Origin of the sequence: Paraburkholderia ultramafica (assembly GCF_902859915.1) — a bacterium.
Lineage (GTDB): Bacteria > Pseudomonadota > Gammaproteobacteria > Burkholderiales > Burkholderiaceae > Paraburkholderia > Paraburkholderia ultramafica.
Map to the genome: position 1 here is coordinate 141,914 of NZ_CADIKK010000007.1, position 23,123 is coordinate 165,036.

General features: G+C 64.1%; 17 protein-coding genes and 1 tRNA gene. 11 read left to right on the top strand and 7 right to left on the bottom strand.

Features of this window, described 5'->3' with window-relative positions:
• Window positions 1-5 precede the first annotated feature (5 nt).
• From HV744_RS09875 to HV744_RS09885, 3 genes are all read left to right on the top strand, one after another.
• Complete coding sequence (locus tag HV744_RS09875) at window positions 6-1,013, top strand: sterol desaturase family protein (RefSeq protein ID WP_175149328.1); 1,008 nt, start codon at window positions 6-8, stop codon at window positions 1,011-1,013.
• A 147-nt stretch (window positions 1,014-1,160) separates the two neighbouring features.
• Complete coding sequence (locus HV744_RS09880) at window positions 1,161-1,994, top strand: EI24 domain-containing protein (protein ID WP_175149329.1); 834 nt, start codon at window positions 1,161-1,163, stop codon at window positions 1,992-1,994.
• Between the two features lie 29 nt (window positions 1,995-2,023).
• Window positions 2,024-2,857, top strand: coding sequence for a competence/damage-inducible protein A (locus HV744_RS09885; protein ID WP_175149330.1), 834 nt, complete (start codon window positions 2,024-2,026; stop codon window positions 2,855-2,857).
• A gap of 277 nt (window positions 2,858-3,134) precedes the next feature.
• Here the strand turns inward: HV744_RS09885 and HV744_RS09890 are convergent, their stop codons facing one another.
• Window positions 3,135-3,599, bottom strand: a complete 465-nt coding sequence (locus HV744_RS09890) for a rhodanese-like domain-containing protein (protein ID WP_175149331.1) — start codon at window positions 3,597-3,599, stop codon at window positions 3,135-3,137.
• A gap of 451 nt (window positions 3,600-4,050) precedes the next feature.
• On the opposite strand from HV744_RS09890, the gene glnA reads away from it, so the two are divergent.
• From glnA to HV744_RS09910, 4 genes are all read left to right on the top strand, one after another.
• A complete protein-coding gene (gene glnA / locus HV744_RS09895) occupies window positions 4,051-5,466 on the top strand; it encodes a type I glutamate--ammonia ligase (RefSeq protein WP_175149332.1) in 1,416 nt (471 codons plus the stop codon).
• A 198-nt stretch (window positions 5,467-5,664) separates the two neighbouring features.
• Entirely contained in the window at window positions 5,665-6,807 is a 1,143-nt protein-coding gene (gene glnL / locus HV744_RS09900; RefSeq protein WP_175149333.1) for a nitrogen regulation protein NR(II), read from the top strand.
• Between the two features lie 138 nt (window positions 6,808-6,945).
• A complete protein-coding gene (gene ntrC / locus HV744_RS09905; RefSeq protein WP_175149334.1) occupies window positions 6,946-8,460 on the top strand; it encodes a nitrogen regulation protein NR(I) in 1,515 nt (504 codons plus the stop codon).
• 116 nt (window positions 8,461-8,576) lie between these two features.
• On the top strand, window positions 8,577-10,817 hold the full coding sequence (locus HV744_RS09910; RefSeq protein WP_175149335.1) for a prolyl oligopeptidase family serine peptidase: 2,241 nt from the start codon (window positions 8,577-8,579) through the stop codon (window positions 10,815-10,817).
• Window positions 10,818-10,882: 65 nt separating this feature from the next.
• Here HV744_RS09910 and xth read toward each other — a convergent pair whose 3' ends face one another.
• On the bottom strand, window positions 10,883-11,659 hold the full coding sequence (gene xth, locus HV744_RS09915) for an exodeoxyribonuclease III (protein WP_175149336.1): 777 nt from the start codon (window positions 11,657-11,659) through the stop codon (window positions 10,883-10,885).
• Between the two features lie 294 nt (window positions 11,660-11,953).
• On the opposite strand from xth, the gene HV744_RS09920 reads away from it, so the two are divergent.
• Window positions 11,954-12,241: a hypothetical protein gene (locus tag HV744_RS09920; protein WP_175149337.1), complete on the top strand. Its 288-nt coding sequence runs from the start codon at window positions 11,954-11,956 to the stop codon at window positions 12,239-12,241.
• Window positions 12,242-12,345: 104 nt separating this feature from the next.
• Window positions 12,346-12,422 (top strand) — tRNA-Met (locus HV744_RS09925).
• Window positions 12,423-12,521: 99 nt separating this feature from the next.
• Here the strand turns inward: HV744_RS09925 and HV744_RS09930 are convergent.
• The gene (locus HV744_RS09930) at window positions 12,522-13,223 is read right to left on the bottom strand and encodes an aspartate/glutamate racemase family protein (protein WP_175149338.1); all 702 of its coding nucleotides are present in this window, start codon (window positions 13,221-13,223) and stop codon (window positions 12,522-12,524) included.
• A gap of 207 nt (window positions 13,224-13,430) precedes the next feature.
• Between HV744_RS09930 and HV744_RS09935 the strand changes: the two genes are divergently transcribed.
• Window positions 13,431-14,723 (top strand): amidohydrolase family protein, encoded by a 1,293-nt coding sequence (locus HV744_RS09935; RefSeq protein ID WP_175149339.1) that lies wholly within the window; start codon window positions 13,431-13,433, stop codon window positions 14,721-14,723.
• Between the two features lie 122 nt (window positions 14,724-14,845).
• Here HV744_RS09935 and HV744_RS09940 read toward each other — a convergent pair whose 3' ends face one another.
• Entirely contained in the window at window positions 14,846-16,954 is a 2,109-nt protein-coding gene (locus tag HV744_RS09940) for a M3 family metallopeptidase (protein WP_175149340.1), read from the bottom strand.
• 306 nt (window positions 16,955-17,260) lie between these two features.
• Here HV744_RS09940 and HV744_RS09945 point away from each other — a divergent pair, with 306 nt between their 5' ends.
• Window positions 17,261-18,376 carry an acyltransferase family protein gene (locus tag HV744_RS09945; protein WP_175149341.1) on the top strand — a complete coding sequence of 372 codons (1,116 nt, stop codon included), beginning with the start codon at window positions 17,261-17,263 and terminating at the stop codon, window positions 18,374-18,376.
• A 161-nt stretch (window positions 18,377-18,537) separates the two neighbouring features.
• Here HV744_RS09945 and folD read toward each other — a convergent pair whose 3' ends face one another.
• From folD to fixL, 3 genes are all read right to left on the bottom strand, one after another.
• A complete protein-coding gene (gene folD / locus HV744_RS09950) occupies window positions 18,538-19,398 on the bottom strand; it encodes a bifunctional methylenetetrahydrofolate dehydrogenase/methenyltetrahydrofolate cyclohydrolase FolD (protein WP_175149342.1) in 861 nt (286 codons plus the stop codon).
• 447 nt (window positions 19,399-19,845) lie between these two features.
• Window positions 19,846-20,490 (bottom strand): oxygen response regulator transcription factor FixJ, encoded by a 645-nt coding sequence (gene fixJ, locus HV744_RS09955; RefSeq protein ID WP_042322743.1) that lies wholly within the window; start codon window positions 20,488-20,490, stop codon window positions 19,846-19,848.
• A complete protein-coding gene (gene fixL, locus HV744_RS09960; RefSeq protein WP_217469104.1) occupies window positions 20,487-23,003 on the bottom strand; it encodes an oxygen sensor histidine kinase FixL in 2,517 nt (838 codons plus the stop codon). The genes fixJ and fixL overlap by 4 nt, the downstream gene beginning before the upstream one ends.
• Window positions 23,004-23,123: the final 120 nt, after the last annotated feature.

Sequence of the window (23,123 nt, forward strand, 5' to 3'; positions counted from 1 at the left end):
GCACCATGTTCCATCTGATTTTTTCTTCGCTCGACAGCTTCGTTTCCGCCGTGCAGACATTGCTGTACGTCGACGTGGTGCAGCCGCTGCTGTTCCGCTTCAACTTGATGGACTACGACGAGGATACCTACGACAGCCTGTACTGGGTGATCGTGGGCGTGCTCGAGGTGCTGGCGATGTACGCGATCCTGCGCCCGCTCGAGGCGTTGCGTCCGGTGGAGCAATGGAAGAACCGCAAGGCGGTGCGCGTCGACGTGCTTTACACGTGGATCGCCAAACTCGGCATTCTCAACCTGTTCTTTTTCTTCGCGCTGCAGCCGTTCTTCGACAACGTGCAGGCGTGGCTGCGGCTGCACGACATCGCGAATATCGAATTCGACAATCTGTGGCCCGGCGTCACCACGCAGCCGCTCGTCACGTTCGTGATGTATCTGCTGGTGCTCGATTTCGCCGGCTACTGGTATCACCGCTGGGAACACCGGATCGGCGTGTGGTGGGAGTTGCACGCGGTGCATCACAGCCAGCGGCAGATGTCGCTGTGGTCCGACGACCGCAACCATCTGCTCGACGTTCTGCTGCAGGCGTCGTTCTTCGCGACGATCGCGCTGGTGATCGGCGTGCCGCCGTCGCAGTTCGTCGTGCTGGTCGCGATCACGAACCTCGCGCAGAGCGTGCAGCACGCGAACATCCGTCTGTACTTCGGCTGGCTCGGCGAGCGGCTGCTGGTCAGCCCGACTTTCCATCGCCGTCACCATGCAATCAGTTTCGGCCACGAAGGACTGAAATACGGTTGCAACTTCGGCGTGCTGTTTCCGTGGTGGGACATGCTGTTTCGCAGCGTGTCCTGGAGCCGCGAGATGGAGCCGACCGGCATCGGCGATCAACTCGAAGGCCGCCGCTATGGCGACGGATTCTGGGCGCAGCACTGGCTCGCGTTCATGCGCATTGCCGCACGCCTGTCGCCGAAGCGCCGCGCCGAACCCGGCGAAAGCAACGACGCCGCCGCCGTTTGAGCCTCTTTTCTCCCACGCCGCCGGTTTCCCCGGCGGCGCGTCGCGTGGTTTATCCTGTTCACGTTTGCGCGCACGCTCCAGGCCTCGTGGCCGGTTCGCTGCGCGTTTTCCTTTATTCCATCGCTTCGTTGACCGGCACCGGCTCGCATGAATGATCTGTTGCGCTCGTTTGGGCGCGCGCTCGCCAGCGCGTTCCACCCGCGCATGCTCTGGCTGACCTTCAAACCGTTTCTGGCGGCGACGGTCGGGTGGGGCGTGATTCTGTGGTTTTCCTGGCAGACGCTGATCGGTACGACCCGGCTCTGGCTCGATAGCTGGTCGTTTACGGTCACGCTTTATCATCTGTTCGACTGGCTTGGTTTTTCGGCGCTGCATGCGGCGATCGCGCCGTTCATCGTGATTGCGATGGCGATTCCGCTGATCGTCGTCACGGTATTGCTGTTGATCGCCACACTGTCGATGCCCGCGGTGATCCACTACCTGTCCGCGCGCCAGTTCCCGGGTCTCGAAATGCGCCGCGGCGGAACGTGGTACGGTAGCCTCGGCCAGGCGTTGTGGACCACGCTGATTTGTCTGGCGCTGCTGATCGTCACGTTGCCGCTGTGGCTGGTGCCGCCGTTCTTCGCGCTGATTCCGCCGCTGCTGTGGGGCTGGCTGACCTATCGCGTGATGAGCTACGACGCGCTCGCGCTGCATGCGACGCGCGACGAGCGGCGCGCGCTGGTGCGCCGTTTCCGGCTGCCGCTGCTGTTGATCGGCACCGCGAGCGGCTTGCTGGGTTCGCTGCCCACTTTGCTGTGGGCGTCGTCGGTGTGGCTGATCGTACTGTTCCCGGTGATCACCGCGGTGACGATCTGGATCTATGCGTTCATCCTCGTGTTTTCGGCGCTGTGGTTCGGCTACTACTGTTTGCGCGCGCTGCAACGCATGCGCGCGGAAGAGCACGGCGGCGTGCGACACACGGCGCCGGTTCCTTATTGACCCATATTGATTAAGCGAAAGAGGCGGCAATGACATTTGGCGTCATCATCATCGGCGATGAAATCCTGTCGGGCAGGCGTATCGACAAGCATCTGCCGAAGGTCATCGAGTTGCTGGGCGCGCGCGGGCTGTCGCTCGGCTGGGCGGAGTACATCGGCGACGATCCGGCGCGCATCACCGCGACGCTGCGGCGCACGTTCGCGTCGGGCGACATCGTGTTCTCCACGGGCGGCATCGGCGCCACGCCGGACGACCACACGCGCCAATGCGCAGCGGCCGCGCTCGGCGTGCCGCTGGAGCTGCATCCGGAGGCCGCGAAGCTGATTCAGGAGCGCATCCGCGATATGTATCCGGGGAACGCGGCAGCACCGCTCGATCTGGACTCGCCGGAAAACCGGCATCGTCTGAATATGGGCACGTATCCGCAGGGCGCGTCGATCATTCCGAACGGCTACAACAAGATCCCCGGCTTCTCGATCAGGCAGCATCATTTCGTGCCGGGCTTCCCGGTGATGGCGTGGCCGATGATCGAGTGGGTGCTGGATACGCAATACGCGCATCTGCATCACGCGATGCCGCATGCGGAGAAGTCATTGCTGGTGTTCGAGCTGCCGGAATCGCGCGTGACGCCGCTGATGGAAAAAATCGAACGCGATTTTCCGGGCGTGCGGGTTTTCAGTTTGCCGAGCGTCGGCGATGCGGAACGCGGCGGCGTGTATGCGCGGCATCACATCGATCTGGGCGTGAAGGGCGAGCCGGAAGCGGTGGCGGCTGCGTTCGTGAAGCTGCGCGAGGGCGTGCACCTGTTGGGCGGCGATATCGTCGAGCCCGAGTCGCCCGCGGCGGCGAAGCCGCGCGGCTGACGCGCGGCGTGCGGCGTTCAGTTGTTCAGTTCGGGCGTTCCCCGCCGCGCCTGTGCCTATTCCTGCTCCTGTTCCTGTGCCCCAGTCCGGCCGCGTTCGCGGCCAGTCAATCCTGATTGCGGCATTCACCCATCATCGGTCTGTCGCATTGAGCGCCGACGATATGCTTTTGATTGCGCGGGAAGCCTGAAGCCGCGGCATCCACCGCGGCTTCCACATATATAAGCAGCGGCGGCGAGCCGCTCTCACGCCGCAATCAGGCTTCCCCCCATCGCATTCACGCGCCGATCCACGGCAACCCGCGAAAGCACCAGCCCGACACCATCTTCCGATGCCCCTGGCCGTCCTTGTCGCCTTCGAAGCCTTCCAGCAGGTCGTATGCCTTCGTGAAGCCGGCCTGGGTGGCGGCGATCGCGGCGAGCTTCGAGCGCGCGGCGCTGCGGCACAGGAACAGCACCGGCGTATCGTGCGTTGCGACCTGATTCAATTGCGCGAGGAATTCCTGATTCGGCACCGCGCCTGGATAGCGCGTCCATTCCACATGTGCGTATTGTCCATCGCCGATGACCGGCCGGCCGACCCAATCGAGTTCGGCACGGGTGCGCACGTCGATCAGACGCGTGCGCGGATCGAGTTGCAGCAGTTCGAACGCCTCGGCGGGCGATACCGCACCCGCGTAGGGCAGTTGGTTCTCGGTGCGGCGGGCATCCGCCTGGGCGTACAGCTGTTCGAGCGTGCTCATGACGCCAATCTCCTTCGGACCAAATAATCATTCTAGCGCGCGGCGTGCGCGGCGCACGCGCCGCCTGTCGGCCGGGCTTGGGCCAAGCTTGCCATGCCCGCTGTCGCAGCCTGCGCGCGCAAATGTGGTGCATTTTCCCGCAAATGCACCAAAATAAAGATGTACGTGGTTTTTGTTTTGACGGTCGCACAACTTTGGTGCGTCAGTGAACCCGTCGATTTGAGGGCTGCCTGCCGTGCGGTGCGCCGATTCCCCGCAAAGGCGCGCACAGTATCCTTTTGCGCCGGCTTGGCGCATATATGGCACAGAAGCTGCTTTGTTGGTGCCGATCGATTTGTTCCGACAAGAATTTCTGTTCGTTCTCAACGATTGAGGGTGGACGTGCCGGGACGGACCAGCTAGATTGGGCGGCGGCTGAACCCGCCGAATTCGTTAATCAGGAGAAAAGGTTATGAGTAAATCCGTGGCCGACGTCGTGCAACTCGTCAAAGACGAAGACGTCAAGTTTGTCGACTTCCGTTTCACCGACACGCGCGGCAAGGAGCAACACGTTTCGGTGCCGGTGTCGGCATTCGATGAAGACAAGTTCGAAAGCGGCCATGCGTTTGACGGTTCGTCGATTGCCGGCTGGAAGGGCATCGAAGCATCGGATATGTTGCTGATCCCGGACGCGAACACGGCCTTCATCGACCCGTTCTACGAAGAATCGACCCTCGTGCTGACCTGTGACGTCGTCGAACCGGCTGACGGCAAGGGCTACGAGCGCGACCCGCGTTCGCTGGCAAAGCGCGCCGAAGCGTACCTGAAGAGCACGGGTCTGGGCGACACCGCCTTCTTCGGTCCGGAACCGGAATTCTTCATTTTCGATTCGGTCCAGTGGAACACGGACCAGTCGGGCTGCTTCATCAAGATCGGTTCGGAAGAAGCACCGTGGTCGTCGGCGAAGGAATTCGAAGGCGGCAACACCGGTCACCGTCCGGGCACGAAGGGCGGCTACTTCCCGGTCGCTCCGGTCGACACGTTCCAGGACATCCGTTCGGAAATGTGCCTGTTGCTCGAACAGATCGGCATCCCGGTCGAAGTGCACCACCACGAAGTCGCGGGTCAAGGCCAGAACGAAATCGGCACGAAGTTCTCGACGCTGGTGCAACGCGCCGACTGGCTGCAGCAGATGAAGTACATCATCCACAACGTCGCGCACACGTACGGCAAGACGGCAACCTTCATGCCGAAGCCGATCGTCGGCGATAACGGTTCGGGCATGCACGTTCACCAGTCGATCTGGAAGGACGGCACCAACCTGTTCGCAGGCAACGGCTACGCAGGTCTGTCGGAATTCGCGCTGTTCTACATCGGCGGCATCATCAAGCATGCTCGCGCGCTGAACGCGATCACGAACCCGTCGACGAACTCGTACAAGCGTCTCGTGCCGCACTTCGAAGCACCGGTCAAGCTGGCTTACTCGGCGCGCAACCGTTCGGCATCGATCCGCATTCCGCACGTGTCGAACCCGAAGGGCCGCCGTATCGAAACGCGCTTCCCGGATCCGATGGCGAATCCGTACCTGTGCTTCTCCGCGCTGATGATGGCGGGTCTGGACGGCGTGCAGAACAAGATTCACCCGGGCGAAGCCGCCGACAAGAACCTGTACGACCTGCCGCCGGAAGAGGATGCAAAGATCCCGACCGTGTGCGCCGGCCTCGACCAGGCGCTGGACGCGCTGGACGCGGACCGCGAATTCCTGACGCGCGGTGGCGTGTTCACGGATTCGATGCTCGACGCGTACATCGAACTGAAGACGGGCGAGCTGCAACGCTATCGTCAGTCGGTGCACCCGATCGAATTCGAAATGTACTACTCGCTGTAAGCGGCAATGACGCTTCGCCCTTCACCCGGCGAAGCGTTTTGCCCGACGCTCGCGATCGGTCACGAAGGGACGGCGGCGCCGTCCCTTTTTTGTTAGGCCGGGTGCAACCTTCGCCACGCTGGCGATGCTCGGGTAATGAGCAACACAAAAAAGCGCCACACCTGATTTATCACCATCTCCTATCGGCCAGACTGCAAGATGGTTCTCAAGAATCTGATCAAGGCAAGAAAAGGACACGAGCAGTCGCTGTCGGACGATGCGCAGCTCGTGAGTTCCGGTTTGCTGCCGGGCTTCGAGACGTTGCCGACGGTCGTGCTGGTGCTCGACAAGCGCTCGCTGCGCGTCGCGTTCGCCAACCCGTCGGCGGAGTCGATGCTGGAGATGTCGCGCCGGCAACTGACGCAGATGACGTGGCCGGACATCTTCGCGAATGCGGACGAACTGGTCGCGACCATTACCGCGATCGCCGCGCACCGTTTTCACGCGACCCATCTGGACGCCGTGCTCGAGCGTCCCGGCCACGAGCCGCTGCATGTGCATGCGATCGTCGGCTTTCTGGAGAGCGCGCAAGACTACGTGCTGCTCGAACTGTTCGAGAACGAGCGGCACTTGCGCACCGACCGCGAGGAACGCATCAACGACCTCACCGCGGTCAACAAGCAACTGATCCGCAATCTCGCGCATGAGATCAAGAATCCGCTCGGCGGGATTCGCGGCGCGGCGCAACTGCTCGAGTTCGAACTCGGCGAGCGTCAGCGCGACGAGTTGCGCGAGTACACGCAGGTCATCATCAAGGAGTCGGACCGGCTGCAAACGCTGGTCGACCGCTTGCTCGAGCCGCACCGTCATCCGCATATCGTCGGCGACGTGAACATTCACGAGGTGTGCGAGCGGGTGCGCCAGGTGATTCTCGCGGAGTTTCCGCGCGGCCTCACGATCGAGCGCGATTACGACGTGAGCGTGCCGGATCTGCGCGGCGACAAGGAGCAACTGATCCAGGCGCTGCTGAACATCGTGCGCAATGCGGCCCAGGCACTGCGCGAACGTATTTCGCAAGGTGATGCGAGGATCGAATTGCGCACCCGCATCGCGCGCAAGATCACGATCTCGAAACGCTTATGTAAGCTGGCACTGGACTTGCATATCACTGACAACGGCCCAGGCATTCCCGAGGACATCCGTGACCGCATTTTCTATCCGCTCGTGTCGGGACGCGAGGACGGCAGCGGTCTCGGTCTGACGCTCGCGCAGACCTTCGTGCAACAGCACGATGGTCTGATCGAAGTGGAAAGCCGGCCGGGCCACACCGAGTTTCAGATTCTGCTGCCGCTCGACTGCTAACACCACATGCCTCGTGAGAAAACGCCGGGCCGCCCCAGGTTTTCCGCCCCGAAGGAAGTCCCCTTGGGGGATCACTCCCGGGGGGACTGGCGCGAAGCGACAGGTTTGGGACACTCTCAAGACTTCTGACCGACCCATATGAAGCCGATCTGGATAGTAGACGACGATCAATCGATTCGCTGGGTGCTCGAAAAAGCGCTCGCCCGCGAAAACTTCGCGACTCGCAGCTTCGCGAATGTCCGTGAGGCCTCGGCCGCGCTCGATCACGACAGCCCGCAGGTGCTGGTGTCCGACATCAGGATGCCGGGGGGCTCCGGCCTCGAATTGCTGCAAACCGTGCGCGACAAGGTGCCGGGCTTGCCCGTCATTATCATGACGGCGTTCTCGGATCTGGATAGCGCGGTCGCCGCATTCCAGGGCGGGGCGTTCGAGTATCTCGCCAAACCATTCGACGTCGACAAGGCGGTCGAACTGATCCGCCGCGCGGTGGACGAAAGCATGCGCGGCGAGCAGACGTGGGACGATCGCGTCGCCGAAGCCCCCGAAATGCTCGGCCAGGCGCCGGCGATGCAGGACATGTTCCGCGCGATCGGCCGGCTGTCACATTCGGCGGCTACCGTGCTCATTACCGGCGAATCAGGCACCGGGAAGGAACTGGTCGCGCGCGCGTTGCACCGACATAGCCCACGCGCGAACGGTCCCTTCATCGCGCTGAACACCGCCGCGATTCCGAAAGATCTGTTGGAATCCGAACTGTTCGGCCACGAGCGCGGCGCGTTCACCGGCGCGCAGGCAATGCGCCAGGGGCGATTCGAGCAGGCCGAGAACGGCACGCTGTTTCTCGACGAAATCGGCGATATGCCGTTCGATCTTCAGACCCGCCTGTTGCGCGTGCTGTCGGACGGGCAGTTCTATCGCGTCGGCGGTCACAATCCGTTGCGCGCCAATGTGCGCGTGATCGCGGCGACGCACCAGAATCTCGAATCGCGCGTGCGTCAGGGTCTGTTCCGCGAGGACCTGTATCACCGCCTCAATGTGATCCGCTTGCGCTTGCCGGCGTTGCGCGAGCGCAGCGAAGACATCCCGCTGCTCACGCGGCACTTCCTGCAAAAGAGCGCGCGCGATCTCGGCGTCGAATCGAAGCGCGTGTCGGAAGAGGCGCTCGCGTATCTCGCGTCGCTGCCGTTTCCGGGTAACGTGCGTCAGTTGGAGAACCTCGCCAACTGGCTCACGGTGATGGCGCCCGCGCAGACCATCGAGATCAAGGACTTGCCGCCCGACCTCGGTCCCGCGCAAGCGGGCGTGAGCGATCTCGCCAGCGGCGCTGCGCTGGGCGGCGCGGGTGGCGAGGGCCTCGCCGGCAGCGCGCCGGGCAACGGCGCGAGCGCCGCGGCTCATCCGGCTGGCGCCGCCGGCGTGCCGGTCGCGACCACGGTGAGTGCGTGGGAAGGCGGCTTGCGCACCGAAGTCGCGCGGATGTTGCGCGAAAACGCGGCGGACGTGATGGACGAACTCGCACGCCGTTTCGAAGCGGCGGTGATTCGCGAGGCGCTGGACTTCACGCGCGGACGCAAGGTCGAAGCGGCCGAGCGTCTCGGCATTGGCCGCAATACGATTACGCGCAAGATTCAGGAACTCAATCTCGAGCCCTGATGGCGGTGTGGTCGCAGGCTGGGGCGGCGCGCATGCTGCTCCGGCCTGTGGCCCGTCAAACGGGCGCCGGGCTCATACAAGGCATAATCAACGCTGTTTTCATTCGACAGCCGACGATGCCCGCTTCTCCTGCTCCTTTCTCCTGGCCGCTTTCCCCCGATCCCTTTCTGTCGCTCGAAGCGCTCGACGACCCTGACGCGCTCGCGTGGGTCGAACAGCAAAACGCCCGCACCCGCGCCGCGTGGTGCAGCGGTGCGCCTTTCGAATCGCTGAGGCAGCGGCTCGCCGATGCGTATTTGCCGCGCGAGCGTCCGGTGATTCCCGATCGCTGGAAGGACTGGGCCTACGATCTGTGGCAGGACGAGCGCAATCCGAAAGGCATCTGGCGGCGCACGACGTGGGCGGCATGGCGCAGCGGCGCGCCGGTCTGGCAGAACCTGCTCGACTTCGACGCGCTCGGCGCGGCCGAAGGCACGCCGTGGGTATGCGTCGAGCTCGACATTCTTTATCCGGATGGCGATCGCGCGCTGATCACGATGTCGCCGGGCGGTTCGGATGCGCAGGTGGTGCGCGAGTTCGATCTCGACGCGCAGCGTTTCGTCGACGACGGCTTCGTGATCGCGAAGGCCGGCAAGCACACGGCGTCGTGGATCGATCGGGACACGCTGTACGTCGGCTGGGACAACGGCCGCAAGACGCTGACGCGCTCCGGCTATCCGCGCGACGTGCGGCGCTGGACGCGCGGCACCGCGCTGGCCGACGCGCCGGTGGTCTTCAGGGGCGGGTTCGGCGATATCGGCGTCGAGGCGCACTACGATCCGGTGGAGCGGCGGCATACGGTCGTGAGCAGCGTCGATTTTTTCGACTCGCACACGTATTACCTCGATAGCGCCGCTGGCGCCGTCGACGCGTGGCGCCAGTACGACGTGCCGGCGCACGTCGCGGTGGGCGGCTGGCAGGGCTGGCTGCTGCTCGAACCGCGTCTCGACTGGGACTGCGATGGCGTGCGTCATCCGGGCGGCGCGTTGCTGGCGATCCGCGAAAGCGCTTTTCTGCGCGGTGAACGCGAGGTGGTGCCGCTGTTCACGCCGACACCGCTGACCTCGGCATGCGAGTGGACGCATACGCGCAACCACCTGATCGTCTCGTACCTCGACGACGTGCAGAACACGACCTTGTTGTGGACGCCGTCGCAAGGCACGGATCAGGCATGGCATTGGCAGCCGCGTCTGTTCCCGTCGCATGGGGAAGCGCAGACCGACGTGTCGCCGGTCGAGCCGACGCTCGACGACGAAGTGTTCGTCGATACCGATGATTATCTGCAACCGCCGGCGTACTGGCTTGCCGACCTCGCGCGCGAGAACTTGAGCGAGTGGGAATTGATCGACCGCTGGCCGACCCAGTTCGACGCAACGCGCTTCGTCGTCACGCGTGGGCATGCTGTGTCGGCGGATGGCACGCGGGTGCCATATACGGTGGTTGGGCCGCGAGCCGCGCAATCATCCGCGCAGGAGGCGCAGGAGGCACAGGAGGCACAGGAGGCACAGGAGGCACAGGAGGCACAGGAGGCACAGGAGGCACAGGAGGCGCAGGAACAGGGGCAACCGCATGCGTCACAGCACGGGCCACAGCAACCCCCGCACCCCTGTCTGCTGAGCGGCTACGGCGGCTTCGCGATTCCGTTGCTGCCGAGCTATCTGACCGGGCAGGGCATCGGCTGGCTGGAGCGCGGCGGCGTGTATGTGGTCGCGCATATTCGCGGCGGCGGCGAGTTCGGCACGCGTTGGCACACGGCGGCGCAGGGCGAGCAGCGCCAGCGCGCGTTCGACGATTTCATCGCGGTAGCGCAAGCGCTCGTCAGCACCGGCGTGACGAGCGCCGCGCAACTCGGCATTCAGGGCGGCAGCAACGGCGGCTTGCTGGTGGCGGCCTGCATGGTGCAGCGTCCCGAGTTGTTCGGCGCCGTGGTGTGCGAGGTGCCCTTGCTCGATATGAGCCGCTATCACCTGCTGCACGCGGGCGCCTCATGGATCGACGAATACGGCGATCCTGACGAACCCGACGAAGCGAGCGCTCTGGCCGCTTACTCGCCGTATCACCGCGTGTCGGCGGGCGTCGCGTATCCGCCCGTGCTGTTCACCACGTCGACCGCCGACGATCGCGTGCATCCCGGCCACGCGCGCAAGATGGCCGCGCGCATGCAGTCGCTGGGCGCGGACAAGGTCTGGTATCGGGAGAACACGGAAGGCGGGCACGGCGGCTCCGATGAGCTGGAGCAGGCCGAACATGACGCGATGGTGTTCGAGTTTTTGTGGAGCGTGTTGAGCGGTTCCGCGCAGGTTAGGGCGGTGGCATAGGACAGCACAACGAACGCGTGGTGCGAGGCGTTATCCGCGCCTCGCACCATCATTGAATTGCAGGCTCAACCGAGCTGCGCGACGACCGGCGCGTGGTCCGAGGGCTGTTCCCATTTGCGCGGCACCTTGTCGATGTCGCACGACGAGCAGATATCAGCCAGCGCCTTCGACAGCAGGATGTGGTCGATGCGCAGCCCCGCATTACGGCGAAACGCCATCATCCGGTAGTCCCACCACGAGTAGATTTTCTCCGGCTGCTCGAACTGGCGGAACGCATCGAGCAAGCCAAGTTCGATCAGCCGCACGAACGCGGCGCGTTCTTCGGGCGACACCAGGTTCTGGCCTTCCCATGCTTTCGGATCGTGCACGTCGCGATCATCCGGTGCGATGTTGTAGTCGCCGAGCAGCGCGAGCTTCGGATGCAGCGCCATCTCGCTCGCAATCCAGTCGTGCAGCGCGGTGAGCCAGCGCAGTTTGTACGCGAACTTGTCGGTGCCCGGCGCCTGGCCGTTCGGGAAGTAGGCGGAGATGACGCGCACGCCGTCGATGGTCGCCGCGATCACGCGCTGCTGCGGATCTTCGAAGCCCGGAATGTTGCGCACGATGCTGCTTTCGTCGACGCTCAAGCCGTCGCGCACCAGAATGCCGACGCCGTTATAGGTTTTCTGACCGGCATACCAGCTCCGGTAGCCTTTGTCCGCGAGTTCGGCGCGCGGGAATTTCTCGTCGGGCAGCTTCAGTTCCTGCAGACACAGCACGTCGGTGCCGGTGGTTGCGAGCCAGTCGATCACGTGTTGCTGGCGGACTTTAAGGGAGTTGACGTTCCACGTGGCGATTTTCATGACATTCTCACATTCTTGCTTGGCAAGATTTCGTGGGGGCCTCGACCCCTCGTTTTGCTCGAGCGCCCCGGCTTGCCGTGCGTCTTCGGAGGGACAGTCGTTCGACTCATCGCGCGGCTGATGATGCGGTTGATTCCGCGGGCGATTCCGGTAGTCCCGCATCTTATCGCGCGGGAGCGGGGGCGGTGAGAATTGCCCCCGTGCAGCAGCGAAAATAAAAGCGCGATTCCACGATATCGCGGCGTATAGTGGGACCACACGCACATTCGCGCGCTTGCGAGTCGGAGAGTCATCATGGCCGAAGCTTACCCCGCCCTTTATAAGGACTTCGAAGTGCATCCGCTGGTGTTTTCGCGGGCGTTCGACAAATTCGACGGTCACAAGCGTCACGCCGAAGGTTACGACGTCGCGGTGCGCGTGTGCCGTCCGGGTGCGATCAGCGGCTCGAAGGCGAGCCGCGTGTTTCGTCTCGTGCTGCCCGCCACGATCTCCGATTTCGGCGTGGCCAAACGCAGCGCGAGCCAGTATGGCGCGGACATCATCGATGGCAAGGTGGAAGGCGCGACGGTCCAGGATCTTTGACGGGTTTTGCGAGTGAGTGCATTCGTGCGCTCCGTCGTTTGAGGAATAACTCGCACGATTGTTTGACGTTCTGCGTATATCCAGATATACTCTTTTTTCTCTGACGCGGGGTGGAGCAGTCTGGCAGCTCGTCGGGCTCATAACCCGAAGGTCACAGGTTCAAATCCTGTCCCCGCAACCAGGTTTTGTTGAAAGCCCGCTGGCGCAAGCCATGCGGGCTTTTTAATTTTCAGCATAATGTTCGCATCGCGCGTGCGATCAACCACACGCGCATCAACCCTCACTCCTTCGATTCAATCGCCCATTCCACCGCCGCTTGCGCATGCAGCGCGGTCGTGTCGAACACCGGCAGCGCGGAATCTTCCGGCTTGATCAGCAACGTGATTTCAGTGCAGCCGAGAATCACCGCCTGCGCGCCACGCGCGGCCAACGATTCGATCACGCGTTGATAGACCGCGCGCGACGCGTCATTCACGTTGCCGTGGCACAGCTCGTCGTAAATGATACGATGCACGTCCGCGCGTTCGGCTTCATCGGGGACTAGCGGCTCCAGGCCGTAGCGCTCGCGTAAGCGGCCCGTGTAAAACGTCTGCTCCATCGTATAGCGCGTACCGAGCAAGCCAACCCGCTCGATGCCGGCGGCTCGCAGCGCGGCGCCGGTCGGATCGGCGATATGCAGGAACGGCACCGCGATCGCCTGCTCGATCGATTCGTACACGCGATGCATCGTGTTGGTCGCGAGCATCACCAGCTCGGCGCCGCCGCGTTCGAGCTGGCGCGCGGCATCGGCCATCTGCCGGCCGAGCGCGCTCCAGTCCCCCGCGCGCTGGTTCGCTTCGATCGGCGCGAAGTCGACGGTGAGCATCAGACTGCGCGCGTTGTGGTGACCGCCGAGGCGCGCCTTCGCATGGCGATTGAGGAGTTTGTAGTATTCGGCGGATGATTCCCAGCTCATCCCGCCAATCACGCCAATCGTTTTCATGTGCCTGCTCCGTGAACGCATGACGGCTCGCCCGGAACGCCCCGGCATCGACCGTCTTGAACGCCGAGTATAGGCGCACGGCGCAGCGCGCTGCCGGTACGGATGACGCGCCGCGCGCCAGTACGGGCAGCCTGATAAATCGCGGGCACAACCTTTCTGGCGTCGATAGAATCGTAACCAGTCACAAGCGGTCAAAGGGAGCCATACATGGATCTGATCATCCGTCGCGCGATGCTGCCGCCGGGCGCTACACCGCGGCACCGGCAGCCGGTCGACATCGGCATCGACGCGGGCCGCATCGTCGCCGTCGAGCCGAACCTGGCCGCGAGCGCGGGCGAAGAAATCGATGCGGCGGGCTCGCTTGTCACGCCGCCGTTCGTCGATCCACATTTCCACATGGACGCGACGCTGTCATATGGTTTGCCGCGTGTGAACGCGTCCGGCACGCTGCTCGAGGGCATTGCGCTGTGGGGCGAGCTGAAGCCGGATCTGACTCAGGCGGCGCTCATCGAGCGCGCGTTGCAGTATTGCGACTGGGCGGTCGCGCGTGGCTTGCTGGCGATCCGCAGCCATGTGGACGTGTGCGATCCGCGCCTGCTCGCCGTCGAGGCGCTGGTCGAAGTGAAGCGCCGGGTCGCGCCGTATCTCGACCTGCAACTGGTGGCGTTTCCGCAAGACGGCGTGTTGCGCAGCGCCGGCGCGTTCGAGAACCTCAAGCGGGCGATCGCGCTGGGTGTCGACGTGGTCGGCGGCATTCCGCATTTCGAACGCACGATGGCCGACGGCGCGCAGTCTGTGCGCATGCTATGCGAGTACGCGGCGGAGCAGGGCTTGCGCGTCGATATGCACTGCGACGAGTCCGACGATCCGATGTCGCGCCACATCGAAACGCTCGCCGCCGAAACGCAGCGGCTCGGTATGCAGGGGCGCGTCACCGGCTCGCATCTGACGTCGATGCATTCGATGGACAACTACTACGTCAGCAAGCTGCTGCCGCTGATGCGCGAGTCGGGCGTCGCCGCGATCGCGAACCCGTTGATCAACATCACGCTGCAGGGCCGCAGCGACACCTACCCGAAACGGCGTGGCATGACGCGCGTGCCGGAGATGATGGCGGCCGGCATCAACGTCGCGTTCGGCCACGATTGCGTGATGGACCCGTGGTACAGCCTCGGTTCGGGCGACATGCTCGAAGTCGCGCACATGGGCTTGCACGTCGCGCAGATGACAGGCGTCGACGGGATGCACGCGTGTTTCGACGCGGTCACGGTGAACGCCGCGCGCATTCTCGGGCTCGAAGGCTATGGCATCGCGCCGGGATGCGCGGCCAGTCTCGTGCTGCTCGACGCGCGCGATCCGGTCGAAGCAATCCGTCTGCGCGCCGCGCGGCTCGCGGTGGTGAGCCGTGGCAAGGTGGTGAGCCGTGCGCCGGCTGCGCGCGCGGCGCTATCGCTCGAAGGCCGTCCCTCGCAGGTGGACTTCAAACTGCATCGCGGTTAGACGCCGCCACGCAGCGGCGTGGCGCGCGCATGAAAAAAGCCGGCGCCTGCTTACACAGGTCGCCGGCTTTGTATCGACATCGGCGGCGCGAAGCAACGCGCCGAGCAATGCGCTTGAACCGATCAATGCGCCGCGCCCGGCGTCATGCCGCTATGGCGCAACAACGCGTCGATATTCGGCTCGCGGCCCCGGAAAGCCTTGAACGATTCCATCGCCGGACGGCTGCCGCCCACTTCCAGAATCTCCTTGCGATAACGCAGGCCGGTCGCCTGATCGAGCACGCTGCCGCTCGCGGCTTGCGCCGCTTCTTCGAATGCGGCGTACGCATCGGCGGACAGCACTTCAGCCCACTTGTAGCTGTAGTAACCCGCCGCATAACCGCCCGCGAAAATATGGCTGAACGTGTTCGGCCAACGCGAGAACGACGCTTGCGGCACCACATGGAAACGTTCGTTGATCTCGCTTGCGAGTTCGGTGGCGTTCTTCGTGCCGCTCGCGTCGAAGCCGGTATGCAGCTGCATGTCGAACATCGAGAACACGATCTGGCGCAGCGTGCCCAGACCACTCTGGAAGTTCTTCGCGGCCAGCATCTTGTCGAACAGATCGCGCGGCAGCGGCTGGGCCGTTTCGACGTGCGAGGTCATGTCGCTCAGCACGTCCCACTCCCAGCAGAAGTTCTCCATGAATTGCGACGGCAGTTCGACCGCGTCCCACTCGACGCCGTTGATGCCCGACACGCCCAGTTCATCGACACGCGTGAGCATGTGATGCAGGCCGTGGCCGAACTCGTGGAACAGCGTAATGACTTCGTCGTGCGTGAAGCAGGCGGGCTTGCCGCCGACCGGCGCCGAGAAGTTGCAGGTCAGATACGCGACCGGCGTTTGCACGCCGCCGTGCGTGTGCTTGTGACGGCCACGCGCATCATCCATCCAGGCGCCGCCGCGTTTGCCTTCGCGCGCATACAGGTCGAGGTAGAACTGCGCGACCAGACCGCCGTCCTGATTCTCGACGCGGAAAAAACGCACGTCCGGATGCCACACGGCCGCTTCGTCGCGACGGATACGCACGCCGAACAGCGTTTCGGTGACCTTGAAGAGCCCCTTGAACACGGCGTCTTCGGGGAAGTACTGTTTGACCTCGTTCTCGGAGAACGAATAGCGCTGCTGACGCAGACGTTCAGCGGCAAATGTCATGTCCCACAGTTGCAGGTCGCTCATGCCGAGTTCGTTCGCGGCGAATTCGCGCAGCTCCTTCCAGTCCTGTTCCGCGTGCGGACGCGCGCGCGTCGCGAGGTCTTCGAGGAAGCTCATGACCTGTGCGGGCGACTCGGCCATCTTCGGCGCGAGCGAGACTTCGGCGAAGTTGTTGTAGCCGAGCATCTGCGCTTCTTCGGCGCGCAGCTTCAACTGGTCGGCGAGCACCGACGTGTTGTCCCACTCGGCGCGGCCGTTGCCGTATTGCGGGCCGAGCTCGGATGCGCGCGTCACGTACGCGCGGTACATCGCTTCGCGCATCGGACGATTTTCCGCGTACTGCATCACCGGGAAATATGACGGGAAGTGCAGCGTGAATTTGTAGCCGGTCTTGCTATCGCGTGCGGCCGCTTCCTTCGCGGCTTCGATCACGTCTTCGGGCAGGCCAGCCAGTTGCGCTTCATCGCCGGCTTCGACGACGTACGCGTACGCGTTGGTCGCGTCGAGCACATGATCTGAGAATGCTTTCGACAGCCCCGCCTGGCGCTCCTGCAATTCGGCGAAATGCGGCTTCTGGTCTTCCGGCAATTCGGCTCCGGACAGACGGAAATCGCGCAGCGCATTGCCGAGGATCTTCTTGCGCTCGCCGGTCAGCGACGCGAAATCGCTGCTTGCGTTCAGCGCCTTGTACTTTTCGTACAGCGCGAGATTCTGGCCGACGCTCGACCAGAATTCGGTGACGCGCGGCAGATTTTCGCCGTACACGGCGCGCAGTTCGGGCGTATCGGCGACGGCGTTCAGATGGCCGACCACGCTCCACGCGCGCGACAGCGGTTCAGTGGCGCGCTCGACCGGCTCGACCACGTCGGCCCACGACGCGGGGGTGATCGGCAGGGCGGCGCGCTCGACGGCGGCGGCCGCGTCGGCGAGCAGCACATCGAGGGCGGGCGTGACGTGTTCGGGGCGAATCTCGCCAAAGCGCGGCAGGTCGGAGAAATCGAGGAGCGGATTGTCGTGATTCGAGGCAGTAGTGGACATGAGGCTTCCTGTCTGACGCGGGTGAACGGGTAATCGGTGGATCGAGGGGCGCACGCGATGTCGCCCGATAGCACACGATACGGGACATTATTGGGGCGGGACGCGCCGATTCCAATCCGTCGGCAGACAAATTATCAGATGTCGCGACCCTGTGTGCGGATTGCGCGTGCAGGGCGGGCCCGGCCGTGCGGCGTGCGGCGCGGCACCCGCTACGTCTTTTGTGCGAAAGCGCACGGTCTGGATTGCTGCCGTGCCGCAATCTGGCGTGTCGCTATCAGTTGGCGGCGTTTTCTGTCAGAGGTGTCGATGAACCCGCTTTCGCACGCTCTATCGCGCAACGGCAACAACTTCGACCTCGTGCGGCTGCTGGCCGCCGTTGCGGTCGTGTATGGCCATTCGTATCTGCTGCAGGCACCGGACGGCACCACCGACTGGGTGCAGAACGCGCTCGGCTTCGACGGTTTCGGCGCGTTCGGCGTCTACGCCTTTTTTCTGCTGAGCGGCATGCTGGTGACCGCCAGCTTCGACCGGCAACGCTCGGGGGCGCGCTTCGTCGCGTTGCGGATTGCGCGGCTGTGGCCGGCGGTGGCGGTGGGCTCGGTGGTGACGGTGTTCATCATCGGGCCGCTCTTCACGACGCTGCCGCTGCGCGAGTATTTCGACTCTGGCATGACCTGGGCCAATCTCGACAACTTCTCGACTATCGTGCTCAAAACCCGCTGGACGCTGCCGGGCGTGTTCGAGCACAACCGCCTTCCGGTCGACATCTGCGCGCCGCTTTGGACGCTGCCGCTCGAAGTGCGCTGCTATCTGATCGTGCTCGTGACCGGCATGCTGGGACTGCTGTCCAGCTCGCGCGGCGTGATGCTGGCGGCGGCGCTCGGTAGCGCCGCGTTTCTGTTGCGCGTGCATCTGCCGCATCTGCAACTCGGCGTGCGCGATTTCAGCGATACAGCCTACGGCTATTCGTTCTGGCCGGAGCCGTTTTTCATGCTGGGGATGCTGCTGTACGGCTGGCGTGAACGGATCGACATCAACGGCCTGACGGCGCTGGCGTTCGCGATGGTGTTTCTGGTCTTTCGCGATACAGCGGGGGCGCAGCCGCTGTTCTATCTGGCCTTCGTGTACGGCGTGCTGTGGGTGGGGACGACGCCGCTATTGCGGCGCTTCGTGCCGCGTCACGATTACTCGTACGGCATCTACCTGTACGGGTTCATGGTGCAGCAATGTGTCGCGAATCTCGCGCCGCAATTGAGCCACGTGACGTCGCTGCTGGTCGCCGTGCCGTTGATCCTCGTGTGTGCCGCGTTGTCGTGGCACTTCGTGGAGCGGCCGGTGCTGACGTGGTGCCGGGCGCGGCTCGTGCCTCAGCACAGGCCGCTTGCGACGGGTATCGCGGCGCGCGATCAGGCGATGCGTTGAGATGGCGGGAGCGTGCTGCGCACGCGCCGATGCGAAGGGGCGTCGGCTAACCGCTAACCGCTAACCGCTAACCGCTAACCGCTAACCGCTAACCGCTAACCGCTAACCGCTAACCGCTAACCGCTAACCGCTAACCGCTAACCGCTAACCGCTAACCGCAATTACGCTTGCGCGGCCGCTTCGCGCTCGGCGGCTTCGATCGTGTTGACGAGCAGCATCGTGATGGTCATCGGGCCGACGCCGCCCGGCACCGGCGTGATGTAGCCGGCCACTTCCTTGACGCCCGCGAAATCGACGTCGCCGCACAGCTTGCCGGCTTCGTCGCGATTCATGCCGACGTCGATCACCGCCGCGCCCGGCCTCACCATGTCCGCGGTCAGGATGTTGCGCAAGCCGGTGGCGGCGACCACCACGTCGGCGTTGCGTGTGTGAGTAGCCAGATCGCGCGTCTTGCTATGGCAGATCGTCACGGTCGCGCCGGCTTCGAGCAGCAGCAGCGCCATCGGCTTGCCGACGATGTTCGAGCGGCCGATCACCACCGCGTTCGCGCCTTGCAGCGGCACCTCGTACGCGGCGAGCATCTTCATCACGCCGTACGGCGTGCACGGACGGAACAGCGGCCGGCCGGTCATCAGCGCGCCGGCATTGGCGAGGTGAAAGCCGTCGACGTCCTTTTCCGGCGCGATCGCCTCGATCACCTTGTGGCTATCGATATGTTTGGGCAGCGGCAGTTGCACCAGAATGCCGTGGATGCGCGGATCACGGTTCAGCTCGTCGATGCGCGCGAGCAGGTCGGCTTCCGGCAGGTCGGCCGGATAGCGGTCGAACGATGAGCCGAGGCCGTTGTCCTGACACGCCTTGACCTTGTTGCGCACATACACTTCGCTGGCCGGATTGTCGCCGACCAGCACCACCGCGAGGCCCGGCTGATGGCCGCGGGCGGTGAGGGCGGCGGCGCGCGCGGCGACGTCGGCGCGCAAGGTCTTGGAAAGGGCTAGGCCGTCGATCAGTTTGGCAGTCATGGTCGGGTCGAGATAGGCAGTTTGGAAAGCGGGGCAGGGCGCGGGCGCTTGAATGCGCGTCGCGCGATGGCGCTTTTCAACGGGAACGGGTCGGCACGTGAAAAGCGCGCGGCGCGAATTGGAGATAGGCGCAACTGCAAAGTGCGACATTATACCGGCCTGGCCTGGCGCGCCATGTACGGATTCCAGACGGGTGAATGGCTGCACGCATCAATGCCGCGCGGGCTGTGCCGGCTTGGTGTGGCGGGCCCAAGGCGCGCTGAACGGCCGCGGACCGCTTCGCCGTAGGCCGCCCGCGAGCGTGAAGACAATGCAAAGGTTGCAGCGACGCCCGCAGTGAGCACGGCGGACGGCTCGGCGCGCAGGCCGTCGCCGTGGGCCGGACTCTTCTGGAGTCCGGCCGTTCAAGACTCGATAGCTTCTAGCGGAAAATACCGGCCGCAGTACTTATTGCGCGGCTTGCGGCTTGTTCGACAGCGCCAGTCGCAGCAGATCGGCGACCGTATTGACGTTGAGCTTTTCCATGATGTTCGCGCGGTGCGCTTCGACCGTCTTGATGCTGATGCCGAGGTCGTCGGCGATCTGCTTGTTCAGGCGGCCAGCGATGATGCGTTCGAGCACCTGATGCTCGCGCGCGGTCAGCTTGCCCAGACGCTCGGCGGCGGCGCGCTGCTGCTGCACGCTGGTGCTTTCGCTGCGCGCCTTGTCGAGCATGCGCTCGACCAGCTTGCGCAACTCGGCTTCATCGAACGGCTTTTCGATGAAATCCATCGCGCCTTTTTTCATCGTCGAGACCGCCATCGGCACGTCGCCGTGACCCGTCACGAAGATGATCGGCAGTGAAGCGTTGTCGGCGATCAGGCGTTCCTGCAACTCGAGCCCGCTCATGCCGGACATCCGCACATCGAGGATCAGGCAGGCGATCTGGCCCGGGTGCTGATGCGGCTGCCATGCGTCGATGAACTGCTCGGCGCTGGAGAAGCATTGCACGCGGTAGCCGTTCGCCTCCAGCAGCCAGCGCAGCGAATCTCGCACGGCCTCGTCGTCGTCGACGACAAAGACAGTTTCCTGTGTGGTGACTGGGCTGTTCATAGCTCTCCCGTAACGGTTTGTGGTGTCGGCGCCTCTGACCCGCCGTTGCTCGGGCCGTCAGGCTCTCCAATAGGCAGACTGCAATGGAACGTGGCGCCTGTGATGTGGCCGTCGGACTCGACGTTGTTGACCACCCACAGACGGCCGCGGTGCGATTCGATAATCGAACGGCAAATGTTCAGCCCCATGCCCATACCATCGGACTTGGTGCTGTAAAACGGTTCGAACAGCCGCTCGGCTGTCGCTTCGTCGACGCCCGGACCCTGGTCGACGACGCTGATGCAGACAAACCCGCTCTCCAGCCGCACGACCACGCGGATCACCGGATCGACTGCATTCGGGCGCGCTTCGGCCATCGCCTCGGCGCCGTTCTTCAGCAGGTTGACCAGCACCTGCTCGATCAGCACCGGGTCGACGTAGATCACCGGCAGGCGCGAGCGCAGATCGGTGACGATGCGAATGCGGCGCTTCCTCGCTTCGATCTCGGCGAGACCCACCGCGTCCGCGACGATGTCGGCGACGCGCGTGGCTTGCCGCTTCGGCTCGCTGCGCTTCACGAACTCGCGGATGCGCTTGATGATCATGCCGGCCCGCACCGCCTGCTGGGCGGTTTTTTCGAGCACCGGTAGCAGATTATCGGGCGTGGTCCGGCCGGATTTGACCAGTGCGACGGTTCCGGAGCAATAGTTGTTGATCGCGGCAAGCGGCTGATTGAGTTCGTGCGCGAGCGACGAGGCCATCTCGCCCATTGTCATCAGACGGCTGGTGAACTGCAGCTTTTCGTCCTGCTGGCGCGCGAGTTCCTGCGCCCGCTTGCGGGTGGTGATGTCGGTCGCGATCTGCATCTGCGCGAGGTGGCCGTCCACCCACTGGATGTACTGACGGCGCACTTCGAACCACTTCTGGATACTTTGCACGTAGATTTCCTGCGCATCGGCGGTGCTTTCGGTCAACGCGGCGGCGGGCAGGCCGGCGTAAGCATCCACCATATCGATCGAATCGGACGACGCCTGTGCGCTATCGAACCCGCCGCCCGCCAATTCCAGATGGCCGTCGGGGCGGATGCCGAACAGGTGCCGGTAGTAGCGGTTGGCGAACAGCAGCTCGGCTTCGTCGGCGGCCAGCACGGACACCGCGGCGTCGAGGCTTTCGAGCACGGTGGTGAAGCGTTCGTGGGCGGCGGCGAGTTCCTCGCGCGCGCGCTTCGGTTCGGTGATGTCGGTCATCGACGACATCCAGCCGGTCTGGCGGCCCGAGCTGTCGATCAGCGGCGACACGTAGAGGCGCGCGTGGAACGACGAGCCGTCCTTGCGGCGTACCCGCAATTCGAATCCCGACGACGGCGCCTTGCCGCGCAGCGTCATGTCGAGCTGGCGCTGCATCTCGGGATAGGCGTCGCGCGGCCAGTAGGCAAACGGCGCGTTCTTGCCGACCAGATCGCTCTCGTCCCAGCCGGTCATCCGGCAGAACGCCGGATTCACATGGGTGATGCGGCCGTGCATGTCGAGCACGCGCATGCCGATCAACACCGAGTTTTCCATCGCGCGGCGGAAGAACGCCTCCGCGTACAGCGCCTGCTGCGCTTCGAAGCGCTGCCGCGTGTGTTTCCACAGACTCCACAGGCTCCACAGCACGAAGCACGACAGGCCGGCCACCAGCCACACCAGCGTGTTGTTGGTGAAGTTGGTCATCTGCGGGAATGCGTACACGCGCACCGAGATGCCCTGGCCAGGCGGATCGAGCGGCAGGTCGAAGAACATGTCGCGCGGCAGGCGCGGGCGGGTCGACGTGGTGGTCAACTCGCGGTTGTTCACGTCGATGATCGAGATCTTGTATTTGGCCGACAGCTCAGGCGGGATGTCGCGCTTCAGGATGCCTTCGACCGAGAACACCGCGGCGATCGCGCCGAGGAACTCGCGATCGCGGAACACCGGCGTTTGCAGCGTGATGTAGCCGTTGCCGAGGTCGTCGTAGATCAGCGGCGAATACACCTGGCGGCGCGTATTGCGCGCCTCGGCGAAGGCGGCCTTGACGGCTTCGTCCATCTGCGCGTCGTTCGGCCGCGCGAGCCGCTGGCCGAACACGGGCAGCGCGGTATTGGGCCAGCGCGGCTGCTGCGCGCTGGTGTACCAGTTCATGTAGAGGATCTCGGGATGCGCCTGCATGATGTCCGTGGTGGACACCTGGAACGAATGCGGATCGGCGTGGCCGGCGGTCAGATCGCGCGCGAGCGCCTGAATCTGTTCCTGCGCGCCGGTCATCGACAGACGGATCTGCTGCTGCGCCCACGCGACGTTGCGGTAAAGCGTGTCTTCCTGCTGCTGCTGTTCGCGCCGGTTCAGACTCCACAGAATCAGGCTCATGACGACCAGGAACACCAGGATCGACAGCAGCGGCGTCAGCAAATAGGAGTTCGACCACCATGGTCCATGGTGCCAGCGGGAGGACGGCGTCGAATCGCCTGGCGAACCGGCGGTGCGCGCCGAGCGAGCGAAAAGCCGTTCGGTCAACATGCGTGGCATTGTAGCGCAGCGAGTCTCTTACAAAAGGCGCAAAAAAGCACGGAAAGTGCAGTTAATCGGCGCAAACTAGCCGACGTATCCGTCGATCGGCAGTCAAATCAGGTTGCGTCG